The 26044-nt window shown below is 63.3% G+C and carries 8 protein-coding genes and 1 tRNA gene; all 9 read left to right on the top strand.

What is annotated here, in order from left to right; all coding sequences use genetic code 11:
- The first annotated feature begins 5 nt into the window (after window positions 1-5).
- Window positions 6-9713: a type I polyketide synthase gene (locus DSM100688_RS04295; RefSeq protein ID WP_152357928.1), complete on the top strand. Its 9708-nt coding sequence runs from the start codon at window positions 6-8 to the stop codon at window positions 9711-9713.
- A 410-nt stretch (window positions 9714-10123) separates the two neighbouring features.
- Window positions 10124-11890, top strand: a complete 1767-nt coding sequence (locus DSM100688_RS04290) for an ABC transporter family substrate-binding protein (protein WP_239519353.1) — start codon at window positions 10124-10126, stop codon at window positions 11888-11890.
- A 471-nt stretch (window positions 11891-12361) separates the two neighbouring features.
- A complete protein-coding gene (locus tag DSM100688_RS04285) occupies window positions 12362-12820 on the top strand; it encodes a holo-ACP synthase (RefSeq protein ID WP_152357927.1) in 459 nt (152 codons plus the stop codon).
- A 732-nt stretch (window positions 12821-13552) separates the two neighbouring features.
- Window positions 13553-15733, top strand: a complete 2181-nt coding sequence (locus DSM100688_RS04280; protein ID WP_152357926.1) for an alpha-amylase family protein — start codon at window positions 13553-13555, stop codon at window positions 15731-15733.
- A gap of 172 nt (window positions 15734-15905) precedes the next feature.
- Window positions 15906-15979 (top strand) — tRNA-Gly (locus DSM100688_RS04275).
- Between the two features lie 1809 nt (window positions 15980-17788).
- Window positions 17789-21637 (top strand): Spy0128 family protein, encoded by a 3849-nt coding sequence (locus DSM100688_RS04270; protein ID WP_163146839.1) that lies wholly within the window; start codon window positions 17789-17791, stop codon window positions 21635-21637.
- Between the two features lie 127 nt (window positions 21638-21764).
- The gene (locus DSM100688_RS04265) at window positions 21765-23369 is read left to right on the top strand and encodes a SpaH/EbpB family LPXTG-anchored major pilin (protein ID WP_152357924.1); all 1605 of its coding nucleotides are present in this window, start codon (window positions 21765-21767) and stop codon (window positions 23367-23369) included.
- Window positions 23370-23547: 178 nt separating this feature from the next.
- Window positions 23548-25290, top strand: a complete 1743-nt coding sequence (locus DSM100688_RS04260) for an AIPR family protein (RefSeq protein ID WP_152357923.1) — start codon at window positions 23548-23550, stop codon at window positions 25288-25290.
- Between the two features lie 446 nt (window positions 25291-25736).
- Window positions 25737-26044 (top strand): HTH domain-containing protein (locus tag DSM100688_RS04255; RefSeq protein ID WP_338070096.1); only part of this gene is annotated, 308 nt, incomplete at its 3' end.

Raw genomic sequence — 26044 nt, 5'->3', positions numbered from 1 at the left:
CTCTTATGACTACCTTCTTCTTGAACAAGCTGGCGGGCGAGCCGCATGCGCTCGCGTTCGCCGGACAGTCCACGCCGTGGACCGCGGCGCTCAACGAGCAGACCGTCGACCCGACGCTCGCCGCCGCGCTGCACGACCACGCGGCCGTCGCCGACGCGATGCTCGCGCCGGTCGCCGCCGACCTGCTCGCGACCACCGGCCGCACACTCGACGTGTTCGCCGTCGCCGCGGCGAACGGCGCGAACTCGGCCAGGCTTGGCGCCGCGGCCGATGCGGCCGTCTCCGTGCCGGGCATTGCACTCGCCCAGCTCGGCGCGCTGCTTGACGCGGCCGCGCTCGGCTACGACGTCGCCACTGCCAAGCCCCTTGCCGTGCTCGGCCATTCGCAGGGCATCCTCGCCGTGCACATGGTGCGCGCGATCCACGAGGCCGGCTCGATCGACGCGGCGGCCGCCGACATCGACGAGATCCTCGCCATCGCCAAGCTCATCGGCATCGCCGGCACGCGCCGCGCCCGCGAACTCGCGCTCGTGCCGCGCCTCGCCACGGCCGCCGATGACGGTCCGGCCACGCCGATGCTCTCCGTCAAGGACGCGACGCGCGCGCAGGTCGACGCGCTCATCGCCCGCGTCGAGCAGAACCCGGCCACCCGCGGCCCGATCGCCGTGGCCGTCACCAACTCCGCGAACCACGTCGTGCTGTCCGGCTACCCGCAAGACCTCGCCGCGTTCGCGCTCGCCGTCGAGAAGGAACATAAGAAGCAGGCCAAGCTGCGCGCCGACAAGGTGCGCGGCGGCCGCGTGTTCGACCCGACGCTCGAATATCTCGACGTCACGCTGCCGTTCCACAGCCCGCTCATGGCCGCCGCGGTCGACCAGACCGTCGCGTGGGCGACCGCATGCGGTCTGAACGCCGACCATGCGCGCGAACTCGCCGCCGAAGTGCTGCTCAACCATGTGGATTGGGCCGCGCGCGTGCAGGATACGCTCGCCGCGACCGACCCGGCGCGTCTATGGATCGTGGACTTCGGCCCCGACGCGACCGTGGGCAAGCTCATCACGACCGTCGCGCAGGGCACCGGTGTGGGCGTGGTCGAAGCCGGCACCGCCGCCGACCGCGCCGCGCTGTCCACGATGGAGGGCGAACCGGCCCGCGCGCAGGACTGGCGCACGTTCGCACCCGTCGTGCTGCACACGCCGGCCGGCGACAAGGTGCGCACGCGTTTCTCCGAACTCACCGGCAAGGCGCCGGTGCTGCTCGCCGGCATGACCCCGACCACCGTCGACCCCGAGATCGTCGCGGCCGCGGCCAACGCCGGCTACTGGGCCGAACTCGCAGGCGGCGGTCAGGTGACCGCCGACGTGTTCGATCGTCACGTCGCCAAGCTCGAGGAGCTGCTCGAGGAAGGCCGCACGGTCGAGTTCAACGCGATGTTCATGGACCGCTACCTGTGGAACCTGCAGTTCGGCGGCACGCGCATCGTACCGAAGAAGCGCGCGTCCGGCGCACCGATCGACGGCGTGGTCGTCTCCGCGGGCATCCCGGAGCTCGACGAGGCGGTCGCGCTGATCCGCGACCTCAACGCGGACGGTTTCCCATACGTGTGCTTCAAGCCAGGCACCGTTGATCAGATCCGCCAGGTGATCCGCATCGCGAAGGCCGTCGCGCCGACCACGATCATCATGGAGGTCGAAGGCGGCCTCGCCGGCGGCCACCACAGCTGGGAGTCGCTCGACGACCTGCTGCTGACCACGTATGCGCAGGTACGCGAACAGAGCAACCTCGTGCTCGTCGCCGGCGGTGGCATCGGCACGCCGGAACGCGGCGCCGACTACATCTCCGGCGACTGGGCGCTCGCATACGGCCGTCCGAAGATGCCGGTGGACGGCGTGCTCGTCGGCACCGCCGCCATGACCGCCAAGGAGGCACACACCAGTCCGCAGGTCAAGCGCATGCTCGTCGCCACGCCGGGCATCACCGCGACGAACGGTGCGGACGCGGCCGACGACGACCCGTTCGCCCCGCTCGGCGAACGCTGGGTGCCCAGCGGCAAGGACGTCGGCGGCATGACCTCCGGCCTGAGCCACCTGCACGCCGACATCTACGAGGTCGAGAACTCGTCCGCCGCGTGCGGCCGGCTGCTCGTGCGCGTGATGAAGCACCCCGAGGAGCTCGAGTCGCGCCGCGACGAGATCATCGCCGCGCTCGACAAGACCGCCAAGCCGTACTTCGGCGACCTCGAAACCATGACCTACCTCGAGTGGGCGCAGCGGTTCGCCGAACTCGCGTTCCCGTGGGTCGACCCGACGTACGCCGACCGCTTCCTGCACCTGCTGCAGCGCATCGAAGCGCGCGTGAGCGACGTCGACCACGGCGAGATCACGTCGCTGTTCGCCTCGCGCGCCGACGTCGAAGCCGACCCGGACGCCGCGATCGCGAAGCTCGCCGCCGCATATCCGCAGGCCCGTACGCTGACCGTGGTGCCGGCCGACGCCGCATGGTTCCCGGTGCTCGTGCGCGAGTACCCGAAACCGATGCCGTTCGTGCCGGTGATCGACCACGACCTGCTGCGCTGGTGGGGTCAGGATCAGCTCTGGCAGTCCGAGGACGCGCGGTATTCCGCCGATTCGGTGCGTGTGATCCCGGGACCGATCTCGGTGGCCGGCATCACGAGCGTGGACGAGCCGATCGCCGACATCCTCGGCCGGTTCGAATCCGCGATGGTCGACCGTGTGGCCGGCGAGACGGCTGCTGCTGACGATCATGACGGTGCTGATCGTGATGGTACCGACGGTGCCGATCATGCGGTGACAGCGTTCGCACAGCTGGGCGGTGCGGACAGTGTCGAGGCATACGTTCGCAAGGCGCCGAACATTTCGTGGGTCGGCCATCTCATGACCAACCCCGCGTACGGCACCGCGGTCGGCGACCGCGACTACGAGATCACCACGGTGGGCGAGCGCGACGGCGCGACCCTGCTCGATCTCGACATCCATCTCGACACGCATTGGGACCACGACCCGGACGGCGGCCTGTCCAAGCACGCCGTGCGCGACATCGTGATTCCGCTCATCGTGCGTCCGGCTGAATCCGGCCTGCTGCCGGTCGTCGACCGCGAACGGTTGCCGAAACACGTCTACGCGATGCTCGCCGCCACCGCAGGCATCGGCAACACCGCCATCACCGGCGACATGCTCGCCGCGATGCCCGAGATCGTCGCCGCCGAAGGCAGGACGTTCGGCGAAGCGCATGCCACGTACACCCTCTCGGCCAACCTTGGCTTCGACCACGAGGCCGCCACCGCCGGCCAACTGCCGCAGGACCTCGTCGCCTCGCGCATCGCACCCGACGCACTCGTCGGCCCGGCATGGCCGGCGATCTATGCGGCGCTCGGCTCGGTCATGGTCGACGGCTTCCCGATCATCGAAGGACTGCTCAACGCTGTCCATCTCGATCACTTGATCGAACTCGACGTCAGCGAATCCGAACTGCTCAAGCATGTCGGCGAAACGGTCCGTCTCACCTCGTGGGCCGAACCGTACGCCGAATCGTCGTCCGGTCGCGTCGTGACGATCCACGTCATCCATACCGCCGCCGACGGCACGCCGCTTGCGCATGAAACCGAACGGTTTGCGATCCGCGGCCGCGCGTACTCCGACGCACTGCCGACCGCTGCTCCCGACAACGGCGACTGGCTGGCGATCCGTACGGCTGCACATGACGCACACGATAGCAATACTGACAACGGTAGCAACGCTGACAACGATCGCTTCGAGATCGCACCGACCGCGCGCCGCATCCTGCGCCGCGTCACCGTCACCGCGCCGAACGACATGACCGCGTTCGCTCGCACGTCCGGCGACTTCAACCCGATCCACACGTCCGTGCGCGGCGCGCGCATCTCCGGACTCAAGGCGCCGCTCGTGCACGGCATGTGGCTGTCCGCCGTCGCCCAGCACGTCGCGCAGGCCATCGACGCCAAGGGCGCGCACTACGAGATCGCCGGCTGGACGTACAACATGTACGGCATGGTGCAGCTGGGCGACCGCGTCGAGATCACCGTCGAACGCGTCGGCAAGGTGCGGCACGGCGGCCTTGCGCTCGAAATCACCTGCAAGATCGACGGTGCGCTTGTCTCGCGCGGCACCGCAATCGCCCGCGCGCCGATCAGCGCGTTCGTCTACCCCGGCCAGGGCATCCAGAAGCAGGGCATGGTGCTCGACGAGCGCGCCAAGTCCGCCGCCGCCCGCGATGTGTGGGAGCGTGCCGACAAACTCACGCGCAGCAAGCTCGGGTTCTCGATCCTCGCCGTCGTGCGTGACAATCCGAAGGAACTCACCGCCAACGGCGTCACCTACCGTCACCCTGACGGACTGCTCAACCTCACGCAGTTCACGCAGGTCGCGCTCGCGACCGTCGCGTTCGCCCAGACCGCGCGTCTGCGTGAAGCCGGCGCGGACATCTGGCCGTCGTACTTCGCCGGCCATTCGCTCGGCGAATACAATGCGCTGAGCTCGTTCGCCGGCGTCATCCCTCTGGAGACCGTGCTCGAACTCGTGTTCCACCGCGGCTCGACCATGCATCATCTCATCGACCGTGACGCGCAGGGCCGTTCGAACTACCGCATGGGTGCGCTGCGGCCGAACCAGTTCGGCGTGGGCGACGACGGCGTGCGTGAATACGTCGCGTCGATCGCCAAGGCCAGCGGCGAGTTCCTCGAGATCGTCAACTACAACCTCGCCGGCCAGCAGTACGCGATCGCCGGCACCATCGCCGGACTCAAGGCGCTGCAGGCCGACGCCAGCCGCCGCGCGAAGGAATACGGCGGCAAACCGCCGTTCATGCTCGTGCCCGGCATCGACGTGCCGTTCCACTCCACGTTGCTGCGCAAGGGCGTGCCGGAGTTCCGCGACAAGCTCGACGCGCTGCTGCCGCAGCACATCGACTATCGCGGACGTCTGGTCGGCCGGTACATTCCGAACCTCGTGGCCGCGCCGTTCGAGATGACGAAGGAGTTCGCGGCGAAGATCCTCGAGGTCGTGCCGTCGGAGCGCATTCGCGCCGCGTTGGACGATCCGGCCGTGTGGGACTCCTACGCGGCGGATGACCAGAAGCTCGGCCGGCTGCTGCTCACCGAACTGCTGAGCTGGCAATTCGCGTCGCCGGTGCGGTGGATCGAAACGCAGGCGCTCATGTTCTCCGACCGTACCGCCGGCGGACTCGGCGTGGAGGAGTACGTCGAGGTCGGCCTCGGCAACGCGCCGACGCTCGCCAACCTCGGTACGAAGACGCTGCGCCTGCCGCAGTTCGCGGATCGCTCGGTGGCCGTGTATAACGTCGGCCGCGACGAGGGGCGTGTGTATATGACGGATACGGACTCACTCGCGCCGGAAGTTGCGGACGATGCCGTTGTCGAGACTGCCGCGTCTGCGGCGAAGGCGACGCCGGCGGCCGCTCCGACGGGCGGTTCGGCGGTGGACAAGCTCGGTTCCGCGGCGGCTCCGGTCGCGGCGGCACCGGTCTCCGCTCCGGCCGCGTCGGCTGTTGCGTCCGCAGCGAATGACGCCGTGCCTGCCGGCCCGGTCTCTGACCTGCCCTTCAAGGCATCCGACGCGATCGGCGTGCTCATGGCGTACTCCGCCAAGGTGCGCCTCGATCAGATCGGCGCGTCCGACACCACCGACACGCTCACCAACGGCGTGTCCTCCCGCCGCAACCAGCTGCTCATGGACATCAGCGCCGAACTCGGCGTGGCCAGCGTCGACGGCGCGGCCGAGGCGACGCTCACGCAGCTCGCGCAGATCGTCAACAAGGCCGCACCGAACTACAAGCCGTTCGGCGCGGTGCTCTCCGACATTATCCGCGACCGTCTGCGCGCGCTGTTCGGTGCGGCCGGCGTCAAGCCGTCGCACATCCGCGACCGCGTGACCGGCGTGTGGCAGCTCGGCGAAGGCTGGGTGGCCGCCACTACCGCGGCGCTGCTGCTCGACACCCGCGAGGGCGCCAGCTCGCGCGGCGGCGATCTTGCGAAACTGCCGACCGGTGCCGTCGCGAACGCGGCCGCCGCCGATCAGCTCATCGATGACGCGGTCGCACTGGTCGGCCAGACCAAGGGTGTGGCCGTGTCCAAGCCGTCCGCCGGTGGTGCGGCGGGCGGTGCGGTGGTCGATTCCGCCGCGCTTGACGCGTTCGCCGCGAAGGTCACCGGCGAACACGGCGTGCTTGCGACCGCGGCGCGTACCGTGCTCAACCAGCTCGGCATCAGCGCGCCGGCCGTCGACTTCGACGCCGACGAGGCCGCCCGCAACGCGGCCGTGGTCGCGACCGTCACCGCCGAACTCGGCGCCGACTGGCCGCAGCAAGTCGAGCCTCGGTTCGATGCGAACAATGCGATCCTGTTCGACGACCGCTGGGCGTCCGCCCGCGAGGACCTCGCCCGCGCGTTCTACGACAACAACCCGGCGCTGCTCAACGGCGGCTTCCGCGGTCTCGGCAAGGCCGTGGCCGACGAGGCCCGCTGGTTCGCGGGCAAGGCGACCGGCGATCTGGCCGACGCGTTGGGTCGCATCGCGCACGAGGCGCTGCAGTCCGTGTCCGACGACCCGGCCGCATCGCGCTTCGCGGGCGACATCGCCGTGGTCACCGGCGTCGCACCGAACTCGATCGCCGCGCAGGTCGTCGCGGGGCTCCTCGCCGGCGGTGCGACCGTCATCGCCACATCGCACAGCTTCAAGCCGAGCGTCAAGGCATGGGCGAAGCAGACGTACCGTACGCATGCCACGGCGGGCGCGAAGCTCTGGCTCGTCCCCGCGAACCTGTCCAGCTACCGCGACGTCGACGCGCTGGTCAACTGGATCGGCAACGAACAGAAGAAGACGAGCGGCGCGACCACGACGATCCTGAAGCCCGCGTACGAGCCGACCCTGTTCTTCCCGTTCGCCGCGCCGCCGGTGCACGGCACGATGGCCGACTCCGGCGCACTGTTCGAATCGCAGGCGCGCCTCATGCTGTGGGGCATCGAACGCGCGATCGCCGGACTCGCGAAGATCGGCGCGGACACCGACGTGCAGCATAAGATGCACGTCGTGCTGCCCGGTTCGCCGAACCGCGGCGTGTTCGGCGGCGACGGCGCGTACGGCGAGGTCAAGTCCGCATTTGACGCGATCGTGCGTCGTGCGCATGCCGAACGTGTGTGGTCCGATCGCGTGACGTTCGCCCATCCGAAGATCGGCTGGGTGCGCGGCACCGGACTCATGGGCGGCAACGATCCGCTGGTCAGTGTGGTCGAACGTCACGGCATCCGCACATACTCGACCGCCGAGATCGCGACGCGACTGCTCGACCTGTGCACCGCCGAATCGCGCGCGGCCGCAGCCGTCGCCCCGCTTGACGTCGACCTGACCGGCGGACTCGGCAACGAGCCGCTCGACATCCGTGCATTGCGTGCGGAAGCGGAGGCGGACGCGAAGGGTATCGCAGGACAGGAGGCGGATGGCTCCGTCGTCGGACAGTCCACTGGACTGTCCTCCTCCTCGCGTGGGCAGCGAGTCAAGGCGCTGCCCACGCCGCACGTGCCGACCCAGCCGGCGGTCAACCTGACCGACTGGTCGAGCGTCACCGCGCGGCCGGAGGACGAGGTCGTGATCGTCTCCATCGGCGAACTCGGCCCGTGGGGCTCCGGACGCACCCGCGCCGAAGCCGAACTCGGCATCCACGCCGACGGTACCGTCGATCTGTCCGCCGGTGCGGTGCTCGAACTCGCGTGGAATATGGGCTTGCTCACGTGGCAGGACAGCCCGAAGCCCGGCTGGTACGATACCGACGGCAACCTCGTGCCCGAGGAGGACATCCACGACCGTTACCACGACGAGGTCGTGGCGCGCTCCGGCATCCGCCCGTTCGAGGACGGCATGGGCGACGACTACCGTTCGTCCGACGGTGGCAAGTCCGGCACTGTTTCCGGCGGCAACGACGAGGAGGAGGCCGAGGTCTACCTCGACCACGACGTCACCTTCTCGGTACCGACCGAGGACGCCGCGCGCGAATACGTCGCGCTCGACGCCGCGCACACCACCATCGCCCGCGATGCCGAATCCGGCGAGTGGAACGTGACCCGCCACGCCGGATCGATGATCCGCGTGCCGCGCCGCGCCACCATGACCCGTACCGTCGGCGGCCAGTTCCCGACCGGATTCGACCCGGTCAAGTGGGGCATCCCCGCCTCGATGGTCGGCGACGTCGACAAGATCGCGTTGTGGAACATCGTCACCACCGTGGACGCGTACCTGTCCGCCGGATTCACGCCGGTCGAGATCCTGCAGGCCATCCACCCGTCGATGGTGGCGAGCACGCAGGGCACCGGCTTCGGCGGCATGATGTCGATGCGCAAGCTGTACCTCGACCGCTTCCTCAACCACGAGATCCCGACCGACATCCTGCAGGAGGCGCTGCCGAACGTCGTCGCCGCGCACGTCATGCAGTCGTACATCGGCGGCTACGGCAGCATGGTCCAGCCCGTCTCCGCATGCGCCACCGCCGCGGTGTCGCTTGAGGAGGGCTTCGACAAGATCAAGCTCGGCAAGGCCGACTTCGTGGTCACCGGCGCGATCGACGACATCGGCGTGGAATCCGTGATCGGCTTCGGCAACATGAACGCCACCGCGAACTCCGCCGAAATGTACGGCAAGGGCATCGACGCGCGGTTCTTCTCCCGTGCGAACGACCGTCGCCGCGGCGGCTTCGTCGAATCGCAGGGTGGCGGCACGATCCTGCTCACGCGCGGCGACATCGCGGCGCGGCTCGGTTTGCCGGTCGCGGGTGTCGTCGGCTACGTGCACTCGTTCGCGGACGGCGCACACACGTCGATCCCGGCTCCGGGACTCGGCGCGCTCGCGGCCGGTCGCGGCGGTCGCGACTCGCAGCTCGTGCGCGATCTGGCCGCGCTCGGCGTCACGCCGGACGACATCGCCGTGGTCTCCAAGCATGACACGTCCACCAACGCGAACGATCCGAACGAATCCGAACTGCACAACACGTTGGCGCACGCGATCGGCCGCACCGACGGCAACCCGCTGTTCGTCATCTCGCAGAAGACGCTCACCGGCCACGCGAAGGGCGGCGCGTGCGTGTTCCAGATCAACGGGCTCACGCAGCTGTTCCGCACGGGCGTGATTCCGGCGAACGCGGCGCTCGACTGCGTGGATCCGAAGCTTGCGCGCGACGACCACATGGTGTGGCTGCGGACGCCGCTGGCGATCGGTGCGGGTGCTGCTGGCTCGGCCGGTGCTGCCGGTTCGCTTGCGGTCGACGCGGCGACGGCTGGTGATGGTGCCGCAGGTTCGACCGGTTCGACTGTCGCCGGACGTACGATCAAGGCCGGACTGGCGACGTCGCTCGGCTTCGGACATGTGTCCGGATTCGTGGCGATCGTGAATCCGGGCGCGTTCGAGGCGGCCGTTGCGCATGTAGACGGCGAGAAGGCGCTCGACGCGTGGCGTGATCGTGCGAACGCGCGGCTGGTCGCCGGTCAGCGTCGGCTTGAGGAAGGCATGATGGGTCACGCCGCGCTGTACGAGCCGATCGAGGAGCGCCGCTTCCGCAAGGATGGCACGCGTCTGCCCGACGGTTCGCGCTACGACGCGCACGAGGTCGAGAAGGCCATGCTGCTCGATCCCGACGCCCGTCTCGGCGCTTCCGGCTTCTTCGAAGCCTGAGCCACCTTCCCCTCAACGGACATACAGCCGAAAACAAGGGCGGAATCGGCTGTATGTCCGTTGGAGGGTGAGACGGAATCAGGTGTTGGAACGGTCTTTTCGTCTTTTCTTTGATTTTTTTCTCTTCTCTCTGATTTTCTTTCTGAGGTCCCTTCTCTCTAACGGACATACAGTCGAAAACGGGGGTGGAATCGGCTGTATGTCCGTTGAATGGGGGTGGGAGGAGTAGCGACTTGTGCGTTGCGGAAGCCGAATCCCATAAGCCGCGAGTGTTACGAACCGGTTACCCCGACATGTCCAGTCGCGTACGCGTCGTGGACAATCGGTCGTATGCGACATGCGCGCTGCCTACCATACGGTCACAAGCTTGAGTATCGATAACCCAACGCGAGCCGAGAGGAAGGCACTTCATGATCACCATGACTACCATGACCACCACCATGACACGCATCGCCCGCCGGACCGTCGTCGCGCTGAGCGCGGCGGCACTTGTCGTCGCACTGGGCGCATGCGGATCATCGAACAACGCCAGCGGCGAAACGCTGAAGGAAGAACCCGCATCCGGCACACCGTCGTCCTACAAGGGCACCCTGCCGATGCCGTCCGCCACCAAGGCATACAACAACACGCAGTCACGCGACAACATCAAGCAAGGCGGCACCCTCACCCTGCCGATCTCGTCGATCGGACCCAACTTCAATCTGAACACCACCGCCGGCTTCACCGCCTACACCGGATGGCTGTGGCAGATGTACATGCCGCGCCTGTGGGACTACAGCGTCGACGGCGGTACGGTCACGCCGAACCCTGACTATCTCACGTCGGTCAAGCTCACGTCGACCGATCCGGAAACCGTCGTGTACAACATCAATCCGAAAGCCAACTGGAACGACGGCACGCCGATCGACTGGACCGCATTCGAAACCGTGTGGAAGACCATGAACGGCGAGAACACGGAGTACTCGGCGTCCGGCACCACCGGCTACAGCAACATCGCGAGCGTCAAGCGCGGCGACAACGACAAGCAGGCCGTGGTGACCTTCTCGAAGCCGTACTATCCGTACGAGTCGTTGTTCGGCTACCTTATGCACCCGAAGAACCAGGACGCACAGGTCTTCGCGCAGGGCTGGGCCAACAACCCGCACAGCGAGTGGGGCGCCGGCCCGTTCGTGGTCGACAGCTTCAACGAGTCGCAAATCGTCTTCACGCCGAACCCGAAGTGGTGGGGCAACAAGCCGAAGCTCGACAAGGTCACGTTCAAGGCGATGGAGACGCAGGCCGCGACCAACGCTTTCCTCAACGGCGAAACCGACGCGATGGAGGCCGGCACGGTCGACGCCATCAAGAGCGCCCGCTCCACGAAGGACGTGTCGCTGCGCATCGGCTACGGCAACTCGCTGTACTACATCGTGCTCAACGTCGACTCCACGCCGCTCGACAACGTCGAGGTACGCAAGGCCGTCAGCCAGGCCGTCGACCGTAAGCAGCTCGCCAAGATCAAGTTCCAGGGCATGGACTGGAACCAGGACATCACCACGTCGAACGTCATCCTGCCGTTCCAGAAGGGCTACGAGAACAACTTCCCCGACGAGGGCAACTACAGTACCGCGAACGCCAAGAAGACGCTCGAGTCGGCCGGCTACACGCTCGGCTCCGACGGCTACTACGAGAAGGGCGGCAAGCCGCTCGAGATCAAGTGGACGATGTTCAGCGACGACAGCACCACCACCGCGATCGCCGCGGCGTTCCAGAGCATGCTGAAGAAGGCCGGCATCAAGGTCGACATGGACGTGCAGGTGAGCGCCAAGTTCGCGCAGGTACTTGAGAACGCGTCGTGGCAGGCGATGACGGTCGGCGGCGAGAACACCGATCCGTTCGGCTACTCGACCGCCGGCTCCGGCTCCTACGGTTCCGACGCGGCCAACGAGTGGGGCGGCACGGCCGAACAGCAGAAAGTGCTCGACCAGATCTCCGCCGAGCCCGACGCCGACAAGGCGCGCGACATGTTCAACACGCTGGAGAAGAGCGCGATGAAGCGGTACACGCGTCTGCCAATGTGGAACGGGCCGACGTCGTTCGCGGTGAAGGACGGGTTGGCGAACTTCGGTCCGGCCGGATTCTCCTCGACCGGCAGTGGCATGCTGCTGCACGTGGAGGACGTCGGCTGGCAGAAGTAGCTCGCTTGGCTTGCGTGTGCTGCGTCTTTCTCCAACGGACATACAGTCGATTTACCCCGTGGAATCGGCTGTATGTCCGTTTGTTTTTTCTCATATGACGTACATGCAGCCGATTCGGGCCACGTTTTCGGCTGTATGTACGTTAGAGGGGAGAGATGGGACCGAGCGTCGGAACGGTCCTTCTCTCTGGGATCCCCTCTCTTTTAACGGACATACAGCCGATTTGACCTATGGAATCGGCTGTATGTCCGTTAAAGGGGAAAGGCGATGAAGCGCTTATGGCAGCCTTGTATGTTTCATGCACCGCTCTTCAACGGACATACGGCCGATTCCGGCAGTGGTTTCGGCTGTATGTCCGTTTATGGTTGTGGACGGACATGTGGTTATGGCGTATGCGGTTGCGCGCGCGAATGTACGATGCATGATCATACGTGCGGACACTTTAATGCGCTATATATAAGGAGGACGACAATGCTGGGACTGGGGCATGACGTGGTCGACGTGGCCGCGTTCACGGCGCAACTGGCCGAACCCGGAACGCGGATGCGCGGACTGTTCTCTGTGCGTGAGCTGCGGCAGGCATCGGCGCGGGCGATGCGGAAACATGATGGCGAGGCCGTGCATCTGGCGGCGAAGTGGGCCGGCAAGGAAGCTGTGCTCAAGGCGTGGTGCGAGGCACTGGCGACTGTCGCGGATGACGGTGCGGCTGCCGGCGTGCGCGAGTTGCCGTATACGCTGGATGATTTCCCGTGGTCGAGGATCGAGATACTCGACGATGCGCACGGCGTGCCGCACGTGGTACTGGCCGCCGATGTCGAAGCCGCGTTGCGGCGTGGGTTTCCGGTTGACCGATGGCCGGCTGTGCGATGGCATGTGTCGTTGAGTCATGATGGTCCGGTCGCGTCCGCAGTCGTCGTGCTGGATGCGTGATCGGGCGGGCGTCCCGCCGCTCCCCTCAGTCTCGCTGCGCTCGACAGCTCCCCTCGGAGAGGGGAGCCGCACGCGGTACGCGTCCTTGCGCCTCCGTCTCGCCACTCTTTTCCTCAACGGACATACAGTCGATGTGGTGGGGTGAATCGGCTGGATGTCCGTTGGGAAAGGTTGGTGGAGATAGACTTGGGAACGGTCTTTCTTCTCTCATACTCTCGCTCCTTCCTCTCTAACGGGCATCCAGTCGATTGATGTGCCCGAATCGGCTGGTTGTCCGTTAGGGGAGCAGGAGTTCGTGACGGTTGGGTGCGTCCTGATTTTCTTGTTGGTTTCCGTCTTCATCCTCAACGGACATACAGCCGATTGATGTACCCGAATCGGCTGTATGTCCGTTAGAGGGGAGGGGCGTGAATTCGTGGGTCTGTGCCTGTGATTTTTCGTTGTGATTTTTCATTGTGGTGCTTTCTCGTATTGCTTCTTACGTCGTATTGCTTCTTACGTTCTTACGTGTTCTTGTGTTTTTTTAACGGACATACAGCCGATTTGGTGGGGCGAATCGGCTGGTTGTCCGTTAAGAAGTATGAAGAAAATGATTCGTTGCGCCGGGAGGTGGTCGTGTCGTTGATGTCGAACCGGTTTGACATAATCGGCTGCAATATAACGCAAGATCGAGGATCGACGCAGCCCATCGCGAGGTCGATCCGATATCCCCCGGAAACGAAGGAGTTTCGTATGACCAGCGCATCGTCCACGGTCGAGACCGCATCCGCCGAATCCGCATCTGCCGCATCCGCATCCGCGCAGTCCAAGACCGCACCCGCCAAGGCCACCGTGTCGGCGACCCGCGCCACCAAGACGACCCGGACCAAGTCCGCGTCGTCCACCGGTACCGCATCCCGTACGACCCGGACCAAGTCCGCGACCGCAACCCGTCGCACCGCAGCCAAGTCAACGTCAGCAAAATCAGCCAAGTCGGCAAAGTCGGCAAAGTCAACCACGGCCACCAAGTCCGCCGCCGCGACCCGCCCCGCGAAACCCGACGCGATCTTCCAGGTCCGCCTCGACCGTCACCGCGAGGAACTCGAACGCCTCGTCATGAGCCTGTACCACGACCGTGCCGCCTACGACCAGCTCGTCGACGCGATGACCGCGGCCGCCGCGGCGCGCCCCAAGGACCTGCGCCAGCTCGACGTCGCGCGCGAGGCCGACCCCGAGTGGTACAAGCGCGGCGACATGTTCGGCATGACCATGTACACCGACCTGTTTGCCGGCGATCTCAAACAGCTCGCCGCGAAGATCCCGTACCTCAAGGAGCAGAAGCTCACCTACCTGCACCTCATGCCGCTGCTGCAGATGCCGCACCCGAACAACGACGGTGGCTACGCGGTCGAGGACTTCGACAACGTCGACCCGTCGCTCGGCACCAACGAGGACCTTGCGAACCTCACCAAGAAGCTGCGCAAGGCCGGCATCAGCCTGTGCCTTGACTTCGTGATGAACCACACCGCGTCCACGCACCGCTGGGCCAAGGCCGCGCAGGCCGGCGACCCGGAATACCAGGACTACTACTTCTGCTACGACGACCGCACCATCCCGGACCAGTACGACGCCGTCGTGCCGCAGGTCTTCCCCGGCTCCGCACCCGGAAACTTCACGTGGAACGAGCAGATGCACAAGTGGGTCATGACCCAGTTCTACCCGTTCCAGTGGGATCTCAACTACCGCAATCCGAAGGTGCTCGTCGCCATGATGTCGAGCGTCATGCACCTCGCGAACCTCGGCGTCGAGGTGTTCCGCATCGACGCGGTGCCGTACATCTGGAAGGAGCTCGGCACCAACTGCCGCAACCTGCCGACCGTGCACACCATCGTGCGCATCCTGCGCATCATCCTCGAATGCGTGTGCCCAGCCGTGGTGCTCAAGGGCGAGGTCGTCATGGCGCCGAAGGAGCTCGCCGCGTACTTCGGCACGCCTGAAGCGCCCGAATGCCACATGCTGTACAACGTGTCGATCATGGTGAACCTGTGGAGCGCGCTTGCCAGCCGCGACGTGCGGCTGCTCAAGGCGCAGATCGACAAGCTTAACGCCCTGCCCGAGAACTGCTGGTTCGTGAACTACCTGCGTTGCCACGACGACATCGGCTGGGGTCTCGACGAGGATGTGGAGCGCTACATCGGCATCGATCCGCTGCTGCACAAGGAGTTCCTGTACCACTTCTACGAGGGCGCGGTGCCGGGCAGCTGGTCGATGGGCGAGCTGTACAACTACGACGAGGCGACCCGCGACGCGCGCAGCTGCGGCACGACCGCAAGCCTGTGCGGCATCGAGAAGGCGATCATCACGCACGACAAGCCGAAGCTGGAGCAGGCCGTGAAGCGTGACCTGCTCATGCACCGCGCGATGGCGTTCCTGCGCGGCTTCCCGATGCTCAACTGCGGCGACGAGATCGCGCAGCTCAACGGCTGGGACTACAAGGAGGATCCGGATCGCGTGGAGGACAGCCGCAACCTGCACCGCAGCAAGTTCGACTGGTCGGCCGCCGCACTGCGCAAGAAGCCGGGCACGCTGCAGCACGAGCTGTGGGAAGGCATGGAGGGTCTGCGCGAGATGCGCGACGATCCGTGCTTCGCGCCGGACGCGTGGGTGTCGACGTGGGATACGTTCAACGACTCGGTGCTTGCGGTGGTGCGCAAGGTCGGCGGTGCCGTGCCGGGTGCGGATGGAGTCGCCGGTTCGGCCGGTGGTGCCGGTGGTGCCGGTTCGACCGGTTTGGCTGGCGACGAGCGCACCATCGTCGGACTGTTCAACTTCTCCGAGCATCCGCAGCACGTGCACCTCAATGGATCGCAGTACATCATGAACTCGATGGACGCCGATCTCGAACCGTACGAAGGTCGCGTCGTCGTGCGGTAGATCGTGTGATAGGTCGTGCGGTTGCGTACGGTCACGGTTCGCAGTGACTGTGCGGTTGCGTACGGTCGTATTGCGCGACTCGTGCGGTGCCGCCGTCGTATGACCGCCCGGAACGTCGGGTTGCCGCGCGTGGGGATTTGTGTATAATGGCACAAGTCGTCACAAGCGGCACGCGGATGTAGCTCAATGGTAGAGCCTCAGTCTTCCAAACTGATTACGCGGGTTCGATTCCCGTCATCCGCTCCACGAAAGGCCGGAAACCTAGGATTTGCAAGGTTTCCGGCCTTTTCGCGTTGTTGCTCATCCTCTCAACGGACATACAGCCGATTCGGTCGGTGTTTTCGGCTGTATGTCCGTTAGAGAGGAGATCTGGTACATGCGGTGACGTGATGATGGGACCAATGACGAAGCATGTTCCCATTCCCCTAACGGACATACAGCCGATGTAACCCGCTGAACTAGCTGGATATCCGTTAGGGTAGGTGGTGACGTTGTTGATGTCGGAACGTTTCATTGTCTTCACGGACATTCAGCCGATTCCGTGGGGCTGATCGACTGTATGTACGTTGAGGGCTGAGGGTTGAAGAAGAGGCGCGCGAAGTTGCCGACGTCGGCTGTGAGTTGACTGAGCGTGATACGGCTCATGCATCCCAACGGACATCCAGCCGATTTGGTCGGTCAAAACGGCTGTATGTCCGTTGGGGTACCGGATGCCCGTTGGGGTATGAGGCGGCTTCTCCAAGTAGACATGCCTTTTCTCCAACGTACATACAGCCGATTCGGCTGGCGGCAACGGCTGTATGTACGTTCCGTGAGTGCTTGCGCAGCGTGTTCCGAGCCGACTGAGCGTGCCCGGCTGCGGCCGGCTCGATACGAATCGGTGACCGTCTTCACGGTCGCGTTGAGTGCGGCTCAAGAGTGACGGTGATTACGTTCGGTGATGATGGATGGATGCGACGGTCACACGATGGAAATTCTGTGCGTTTTTCCATCCTGTGACAGGAATGCCGGTCACAGGATGGAAAACGAGGGGCGATTGCCGTCCCGTGATTAACGGATCGTTGAAAAATGGCCGATCTTACGATTTTGTCCGTCGGCGCTGCGGTCACGGGATGGAAAATGTGTGTGATATTCCATCGCGTGACCACATGGAAGCGCACGTGATGGAATATGAAAATGAAATGCCATCGCGTGACCGGCGGGTGGAACGGGATGGTCGTCTGGTTGCGTGGTCATGCCTGTTCCCAACGGACATACAGCCGATTCTGTGGGGTTGACCGGCTGTATGTACGTTGAGGATTGAGGGTTGAGGGAAGGACGCGCGAGGCTGCCGACGTCGGCTGTGGATTGACTGGGCGTGATGCAGCTCATGCAGCCTAACGTACTTCCAGCCGATTTGGTCGGTCAAAACGGCTGTATGTCTGTTAGGGCATACGGTGGCTTCGTCAGGTAGACATACCTTCTTTCAGCGGACATACAGCCGATTTGACCGGTGTTTTCGGCTGTATGTCCGTTGGGAAAGTGACGTTGCGGTCCGGGACGCGGGATGTTGTTCTGTTTCCTTAACGTACATACAGCCGATTCCGTGGGGCTGATCGGCTGTATGTACGTTGAGGATTGAGGATTGGGGGAAGGACGCGCGAGGCTGCCGACGTCGGCTGTGGGTTGACTGAGCGTGATGCGGCTCATGCATCCTAACGGGACATACAGCCGATCTGACCGGTGGAATCGGCTGTATGTCCGTCAAGGGGAGGGGATGACTGTCGTATCCAGCAATGTTCACGGTGTGAGCGGATCGGCGACGTTCACCATGCGTTCATTTCGGTATGTGGATAGACACGCCGGGCGAATGTGTCTGTGAGGAAAACGACGCCGGCTGGTTCGGGGGTACGGATTCGGCTTGTGTGCTGGCATCGACGGCGGGTGGGGGTAGGTGCTGCACCCTACTGGGGTGTACGCATCCTGAGTAAGGGGGAATTAGCTTCACTCATTAGTGGGCGTGTACTGGCTTGTGTCTGGCAGCATGCGCCGAAAAGATAGGCGATGGATGAGGCTATGAAGAAGATTTCAGACCTATGGAGTGAGGCGACGGCCAAGACGCACCGCAAGAACGCGGCACGTCTGGTTGCATCGGTGTCTGCCGTGGCGATGCTGGCCACGCTGGCGGTTTCCGGCACGGCGTTCGCGTTGGGAGACAAGTCTGGCGACGGTGCGACGGATGCGAACGATGCCACGACCGTTACGCAGCAGACGCAGCAGGCGACCGACCAGACCAAGACCGATACAACCGGCGACGGTACGACTGATGCGACCAACGACGCAACGGACGCCGTGAAGGATGATGCGGCGGCGACCGATCCGACTAACGGTTCGGCCGGCAACGCAACCGACGGAACGGCCGCTGACACGTCCGGCGATCAGCAGAAGACCGACGCCCCGCAGCCCGATCAGCCGGCGGATGACAAGACTTCCGCTGATCAGTCAAAGTCCGATGCGGCCAAGGACGCTCCGCAGGCGGATAATGCTCAGACTGATGCGGCCGTGATCCCCGCTGCGTTGAACGACCACACCGTGCAAGGCGTGTCGCCGAACGGCACGACGATCAACGCGTTTGATTACTGGGCATGCAGCCAAGATCCTTCTCAAGACAACACGGACTGCCGGAATATAGCCAATACGGGCATTAACGGCGGACACAGCTTGAAGTTCAGGAATAACGACGGTACCTTCAGCGATCTTATCAATAAGTGGACGACCAGCTCTACTCCGCGACAGGGTCTTGTGTCGAGAATATTGGTCGACGGATATCCGCAACTGTCTGCCACGTATGGCAACCAATCGCTGTCCTACCTGTTTGACGGAACGAATGTGACCGGCAAAAGCGCCTATATGGATACTTCGGGCTTGCTGCAGGTGGATAGCAACGGTTATTACTACTACAACGCGATGAATAGTGCGTACCAGGATGGTACGTTCGACAGCGCGAATTTCGCCACGCTTGATACGGCTTCGAAGGCTTGGACCTTGTACGATACGTGGGCTGTCAAGCATGGCGGCAACGACGGCAATACGGACGGTCAGTTCTTCCCGTTCAACGCCGCCAGCGATGTTCTGTATGAGAATCGGCGCGGCAACTTGACGCAGGAGGATATCAGTTCCCGCTCCACGCAGCTCAACCACTATTTCGGTCTGTCCATGTCGTCCCGTTTCGTGCAGCCGAAGGGTGGCATCATCCAAGAGGGACTCGGCAAGGGCGAGCGCATGAGCTACCACTTCTCCGGCGACGATGACGTGTGGGTGTTCATCGACGGCGTGCTGGTCGGTGATCTGGGCGGCATCCATAACGCGTCCACGCTCGATATCGATTTCAGCACCGGATCGGTCCGCGTGAGCGGTGAATCCGATACGACCTTGCGTGAGCTGTATAACGCGGCGCGTCGGTTGAACACGACATCGTGGAAGGGCGATACCTTCGCCGACAACACGTATCACACGCTGAACTTCTTCTATCTCGAACGCGGCAACACGGATTCGAACATGAGCCTGAAGTTCAACCTGAAGACGATTCCGGAAAGCGAGATCCACAAGGTCGATCAGAACAACGCCGCGGTCGCGGGTGCGGAGTTTTCGCTGTACGCCACGGACGACAAGTATTCAACTGCCGGTCGCACCAAGATCGGTACCGGCACGACCGAAAGCGATGGCACGCTGGTTCTGAAGGACGCGGAAGGCAAGATCGTCAGCTTCGATGATCTGTACACCGGCGCCAACCACTACACGCATTACGCCCTCGTGGAGGACAAGGTTCCGGACGGCTACCGTCGTGCGCCTGACGCCACGGAAATGCACCTGCATTACAGGGTAGTGGACAACGAGCAGGGCACAGGTACCGAAAGCGGCGTGGTGCTGTCGGAAACCAATCCGAGCAATTCGGGCAGCCTGTGGCAGACCGGCTCCCTTGCTCTGGCCAAGGTGACCACGACCGCCACCACGAACATCACCGATGTGGATGGTCGCCCGATCGACCCGAGTCCCAATAACGGTGGTGTGATGTTCGCCGTGGTCCTCAAGCGCGACAAGTCGGTAGACGACATCAATTCGGATGCCGCGTGGAAGGGCGTCTCCGGCGATCAGCTCAAGGGCTGGCGGTACTCGACGGCCACTGGCTTGGCCGGCGTGATCGAGTCGTATAAGGCCAATAAGGCCAATGGCGAAGCGAACGAGTTCGAACCCACCACCAGCGGCGGCTACGAGGTCAATATCGAGAACCTCCCCGGAGACATCGAGAAGTACTACTACCTGCTCGGCAGCAACGAGAAGGACCAGACCGAATACACGGTCGCGTACTACTACTCCTCGGATAAGAACAATGTCACGGTGGATAACACCGTGCGCATGAACTTCGCGAACTTCACGCGACAGTTCTCCGCGAACTTCTACATTCCGAACATCAAGAACGAACTGTTCGTGCAGAAGGTCGATGAGGCCGGCAAGTCGATCGCCGATAATGCGACGTTCTCGCTGTACAAGATCAGCGACAGCGTCAGCGGCGCGGATGTCGACTGCTCCACGGCGACCTTGGGCAACGCATACGACACGGTGACCGTGAACGGCGGATCGACAGCGAACGGTCTGAAGATCAACGGCTCAGGTCTCTTCCCGACGGGGGCCAACAGGCTCACCAAGGGCACGTACTGCCTGGCCGAAACCAGCCAGCCGAACGGCTACAAGCTGAATACGACCAAGTCGAAGATCGTGGTGAACGATTACGGCGTGTTCGCCGATGCCGGTTCGGCCGATGACGACATGCGCGTGTACCGCGGCGCCGGCTGGTTGGTGCGCCCGATGTCGTCGTTCGCCACGAACGATGACGTGGACAACACACTGACGTGGATCAAGAGCTCGCCGCGCAGCGTCAGCGAATTCAATGCCACGAGCGGTTCCCCGACGGTAGGTGCGACTGCGGCCGAGGGATACCGTGCCAAGGTCGATAAGAACGAGATCGTGACCGCAACGGGCAAGACGACCACGGATCTGCAACTGAAGTACGACGTCGACGGCAGCCCGGTGCTGGCATACGGCTACAGCGCGCGTCAGGCTGGCGGCGATACGTTGTATGCGTTCGACGAAGGCTGGGGATTGGTCAGCTCGACCCAAGATGCGGTGCCGTCCGCGTCGGAAAAAGATTCCGACTACAATGCCGAGGCCAATCATACGAATCTCGGTGATCTTCGTCTGAGCAACCTCGTCACCGGTTCGGTGATCGTGCAGTTTGCCGACGAGACCGTCGATGCGAAGGCCCGTATCTCGCTGAACAAGCAGGTGAAGGGCGCGGATTGGTCCGGTGCGAACGACAAGAACTTCACGTTCTCGCTGGTTCGTACGGATACGATCAATGCCGATGTGACGGCCGGCGATACGAAACTCACTCAGTGCGCCGCGGCCGACTGGAAGGATTGCGTGACGCTGTCCGCTCACACGGTCGGTGAGATCGAGGACGGTACGACGCAGCGCGTCGGCGTGAAGGACGACAAGTCAGTCACCGATGGTGCGTTCTCCGAACTGACGTTCACGAAGGAAGGCACGTACACGTTCTCCGTCAAGGAAAACGATACGGAGAAAGCCGCCGGCTGGAAGTACGACGACTCCACGTACACCGTCACGGTGACGGTCAAGAAGAACGATGCTGACGGTTCGCTGAGCGCGACGGTCGCGTACGACAACGACGGCAATACCGCTCCCACGTTCGTGAATGCGTATGTGGCGGTGTCGGAGTTGCCGTTGACCGGTGGCGACGCGTCGGCTCGTGACTGGCTGATCGGCGGCGGCGCGTTCGCCGCGATGGCCGCGCTCGCGTTGGCGTTGACCTACGAATACCGCAGGCGCAAAGGGCTGACGGTATGAGTCGAGGGCGTTCGCTCTCGTATCAGGATTTGCGGATCGCGGAAGCCGGAAACGGTTCCTGCCTCCGCGATTGCAGAAAAGCAATAACCAAATAATCACAAGGAAATCAAGGAAGAGAGGGTTTCTCATGAAGTTGAGGAAGCTTTTCGCGGGTGTCGCCGCTGCGGCGACCCTGTTCGGTGGTCTCGCCCTCGGCGCCACCACCGCCAACGCGGCCGAGGGTGATCCGTCGATCACGGTGAACAACTCGCAGACCGATCACACGTATACGGCCTACAAGTTCGCCACGTTCTCCAACCCGACGACGGCCAACGGCAAGACGACTCTTGACGTCGCCACGGCTGACGGTTGGAACGAGACGCTCAAAAGCGCTCTCGATACGGCCAAGTTGACGCCGACTGGCAACGATGCGAACGTCTACCAGAACAACTGGGCCGCGTATGTCGCTACGTTGACTCCGTCTCAGCTGCGCCAGTTCGCCGATGCGCTTGTGCTGACCGGCAAGACCGCCGATAAGACGGTCGATGGTACGGACGGTTCCGCTGCGAAGCTCGAGAACCTTGCCGAGGGCTGGTACATCGTCACCGACACCAAGGCCGGAGCGAGGGGTGGCGCGACTGCTATCGTCGCGTCCACGCTGACTGACGCGACCGCTGCGAAGATCGCGCTGAACACGCCTGATGGCCAGAAGGACATCACGGCTGTTGGCTCGTTCAACTCGAAGGGCGAGGATCATGTGACTCCGCCGCCGACCAAGACCGCTGACAAGACGTCCGTGAACGTCGGCGACACCGTGAACTACACGATTACGTCCAAGGTTCCGGATGTGGCCGCTGGCTACGATTCCTATGCGGTGACGTTCAAGGATGTCGCTTCCAAGGGCCTCGACGTGACCACCAACCCGGGCTTCAAGGTCACGGTGCTCGAGGGCAACGCGAATGGCACTGACAAGGATCTGACCCAGACCACGGATCAGGCCGCCGGTGACTACACCCTCACCCAAACCGGTTCCGCTGCTGACGCGAACGGCACGACCACCACGATCGTCGTCACGAACGCCAAGGATTACGCCGGCAAGACGATTCAGGTCACCTACACCGGCACCGTGACCACGGATGCCGTGAATGAGGTCACCAACACCGCGACCGTGAAGAATAACAGCGACACCGAGTCCGAGGGCAAGACCGTTGAACTGCCGACCGCTGGCTTCAACTTCCAGAAGGTCAACAAGGACAACACGGGTCTGAACGGTGTCACGTTCAACGTGTACAAGGACTCCGTCGCCGATGCCAACAAGCTGGTCTTCACCAAGGAAGCCGATGGCAAGTACGTCAAGGCCGCTGCCGACACCAAGGGCGCGACTGCTGATCTGACGACCGCCAAGGTTGGCACCGCGGACGGCTCCCTGTACGTCCGTGGTCTGGCCGATGGCGACTACGTGGTGAAGGAAACCACCCCGCAGGCCGGTTATGACAAGAACTTCCTCGCTGAGTTCACCGTCACCGTCAAGAATGGTGTTGCCACGATCAAGCAGGACAACCTGCACCTGGTCACCCCGGGCGCTGCTGATGCGTCTACGGCTACGGTCCTCAACGTGAAGTCCGCCGCCCAGCTCCCGCTCACCGGTGCCGCCGGCACCGCGCTGTTCACGATGGTCGGCCTGCTGCTCGCCGCCGCTGCCATCACCGTGTACGGCAAGTCCCGTTCCACCAAGCGCGCTCTCCGCGCCTGATGCGACGTTGACGATCTGACGCGCATGCTCGTCCGTCGGATCGATAGATAGCCAAAAGGTCCACAGCACGTATGAGCTGTGGACCTTTTGTTACTTCGGATGACCGCTCGTGTTCCTCCGGTTGTTCGAATCCACAGCATCCACCATCACAATCATTCCTATCGAAAGCGCGGCAGCCATGGCCACCAGAAACGATTTCAAACTAGTCCAGCTCAAGGCCCTCAAACAATTCGATCTCATCCAACAAGAGATCGCCGATTTCCGGAACGATGCGCTCAACGATGTCGATAAGGCCCGGCTCGGCTTCTACTTCCTCGGGATCGAGTGCGCGACGGGGCAGAAGGATTTCCGCGTCATCCTTGACAGCATCATCGATACCAGTTTCTGCGGAACCATTTTCCACGAACCGGGCAGCAACGACGGCGGTGTGGACGCGGTGCTGTTCGATGAAGACAACCACGTCATCAACCTCTTCAACTTCAAATATCGGGAAAGCTTCAAGGTCCAGGCCGGGCAGCACCTGCAGGACGCCGTCGATTCCACCAAGTTCCTGATGGCCGTCGCCCAGGAGGATGCGTCCGGCTTCGCCGGGCGGCCGAAGGAGAAACTCGAGGCGATCATACAGCGCGAGAACTCATCGGAGATATGGACCACACGTCTGTTCCACATCTCCAACGAATCCCATCCGATCGACCCCACGCCGGAACTCGACCTCATCCAACGGCAATACGACATCGACTACCAGCCGGTCGTGCTCGATGACCTGCTCGTCTATCTCGACGAACGGCCGCACGACACCACAGCGGAATTCATCGTGGACTCCGACGCCGCGCTGTCGTTCACCGAATCCGACCTGTCGTCGGCGAAGTCGTACCTTGTCAGAATGCCGGCCTGCGAACTCATTCGTATTACGGCAAAGGACACGGCGCTGGCAAACAACTACGCGCTGTCGGATCTGTCCGCGCTGCGCGACGCCGGACTCGACTTCCAGGTGCTGTACGACAACGTGCGCGGCTATCTCGGCGAACGCTCGTCGTACAACAAGTCGATGATCCAGACGCTGACGCAGGAGCCGACCCGGTTCTTCATGTACAACAACGGCGTCACCATCATCGCAGACGACATCACCGCCCAGCCGGAAAACGGACACAAGAAATACCACTTCACGATACGCGACTTCCAAGTGGTCAACGGCGGCCAGACCCTGCGGACGCTGTACCAGTGGAAGGCCGGCCTCAAGAGCGGCGAGGACGAACTGGCGATGCCGTCCCTGCTCGTGCGATTGTTCAGCACGAAGGGCGACCCCGACCTCGGCAATAAGATCGCCGAATTCACGAACAGCCAGAATGCGGTGTCCCCGGCGGATCTCAAATCGGTCGATCCGGTGCAGATCCGCATTGAGCAATACCTGCGCGAAAAAGGCATCCTATATGTGCGCAAGGTCGGCGATACCGGTCTCGACATGGGAACGCACGGTGGGCAACGGGAATACACCCGGCGTATCGATATGGAAAAGCTCGCGCAGATACTGTATACGATCAAGGGATATCCGGAACGTGTCGGGATGCAGAAGAAGCGGCTGTTCGTCGACTACTACTACGACATTTTCGGCGGGGCGAACAACGGGGAACCCAAGTTCGATCTCGACAGGCTGCCGGGTTACATCGACCGGTATTATGCGTATCGCGAGCGCATGGGGCAGCTGGGAATGTCGGTGTACGACCAGAAAGTGTATTACGCGCTGTACGTGGGCCAGCGGCGGGCGGAGGCCGGCGGGAAGGACGATATCGACGCGGATATCCGGCTGGTTGATTCGGCTTTGGCCGAGTACCGCAAGGGCGAGTCCATCTCCGAGGCGCGGAAGTCTCTGAATGTGAAGTTCAAGGAGGCCTTGGATCAGGCCATTGCGCAGCAGCTGTAGACGTCCATCGTCGAGGGGCTGTGCGGGTGTTTGTGCAGGTCTGTGCAGGTGGCTGATGGAGCTCTGTGCGGGGTTCTCTGCCGTGTGCCTCTAACGGACATACGGCCGATATGTGGGGTGGTATCGGCTGTATGTCCGTTGAGAGAAGGGAGCGGGAGAATGACGGGGCGCGAGCGACCTGCATCTTAACGGACATACAGCCGTTTTTGTCGTATGAATCGGCTGTATGTCCGTTGGGAAGACGACGGAGTCTCGAACCTCGTATCGACGGGGTTACGGGGCGGAAAATTACCCCTTAAGGGGGTAAAGCATGCCGCATGCAGCGGGACTAGTTTTGAACCAACAGCGATAAGGGGTTGTTTGGCTGTGATGAGGACAATGAAAACACCCCGATGAGCGCCGATCGGAGGGATCGGAGCCGATCGCTGCCGCATAAGGAGGTTCCGTTGGCCAGCGGAGGAGGGGCCTTCAGCCCCGAGGAAGTCGCATATCTCAGATCATTGCCAGCCGTCGTCGCAGCGTCGCGCAAACGCATCACGTACTCCGACGCGTTCAAGGAATACTGCATCCGTCAGTATAACGAAGGGGCATCGCCGGTCAAACTGTTTCGTGAGGCCGGACTCGATCCCGCACTGATCGGTCACAAGCGCATCGAACACTGCTTCGCACGGTGGCGGCAGTCGTTCAAAGCGGCAAACGACAGCGCCGGCACCGGCGCGCGTCGCAACGATCACAACAGTGCCGGGGGGGGGGG

The organism is Bifidobacterium ramosum (assembly GCF_009299505.1).
Classification (GTDB): domain Bacteria; phylum Actinomycetota; class Actinomycetes; order Actinomycetales; family Bifidobacteriaceae; genus Bifidobacterium; species Bifidobacterium ramosum.
Note: the sequence above shows the minus strand (reverse complement) of the source record. Positions and strands in the feature narration are given on the sequence as shown.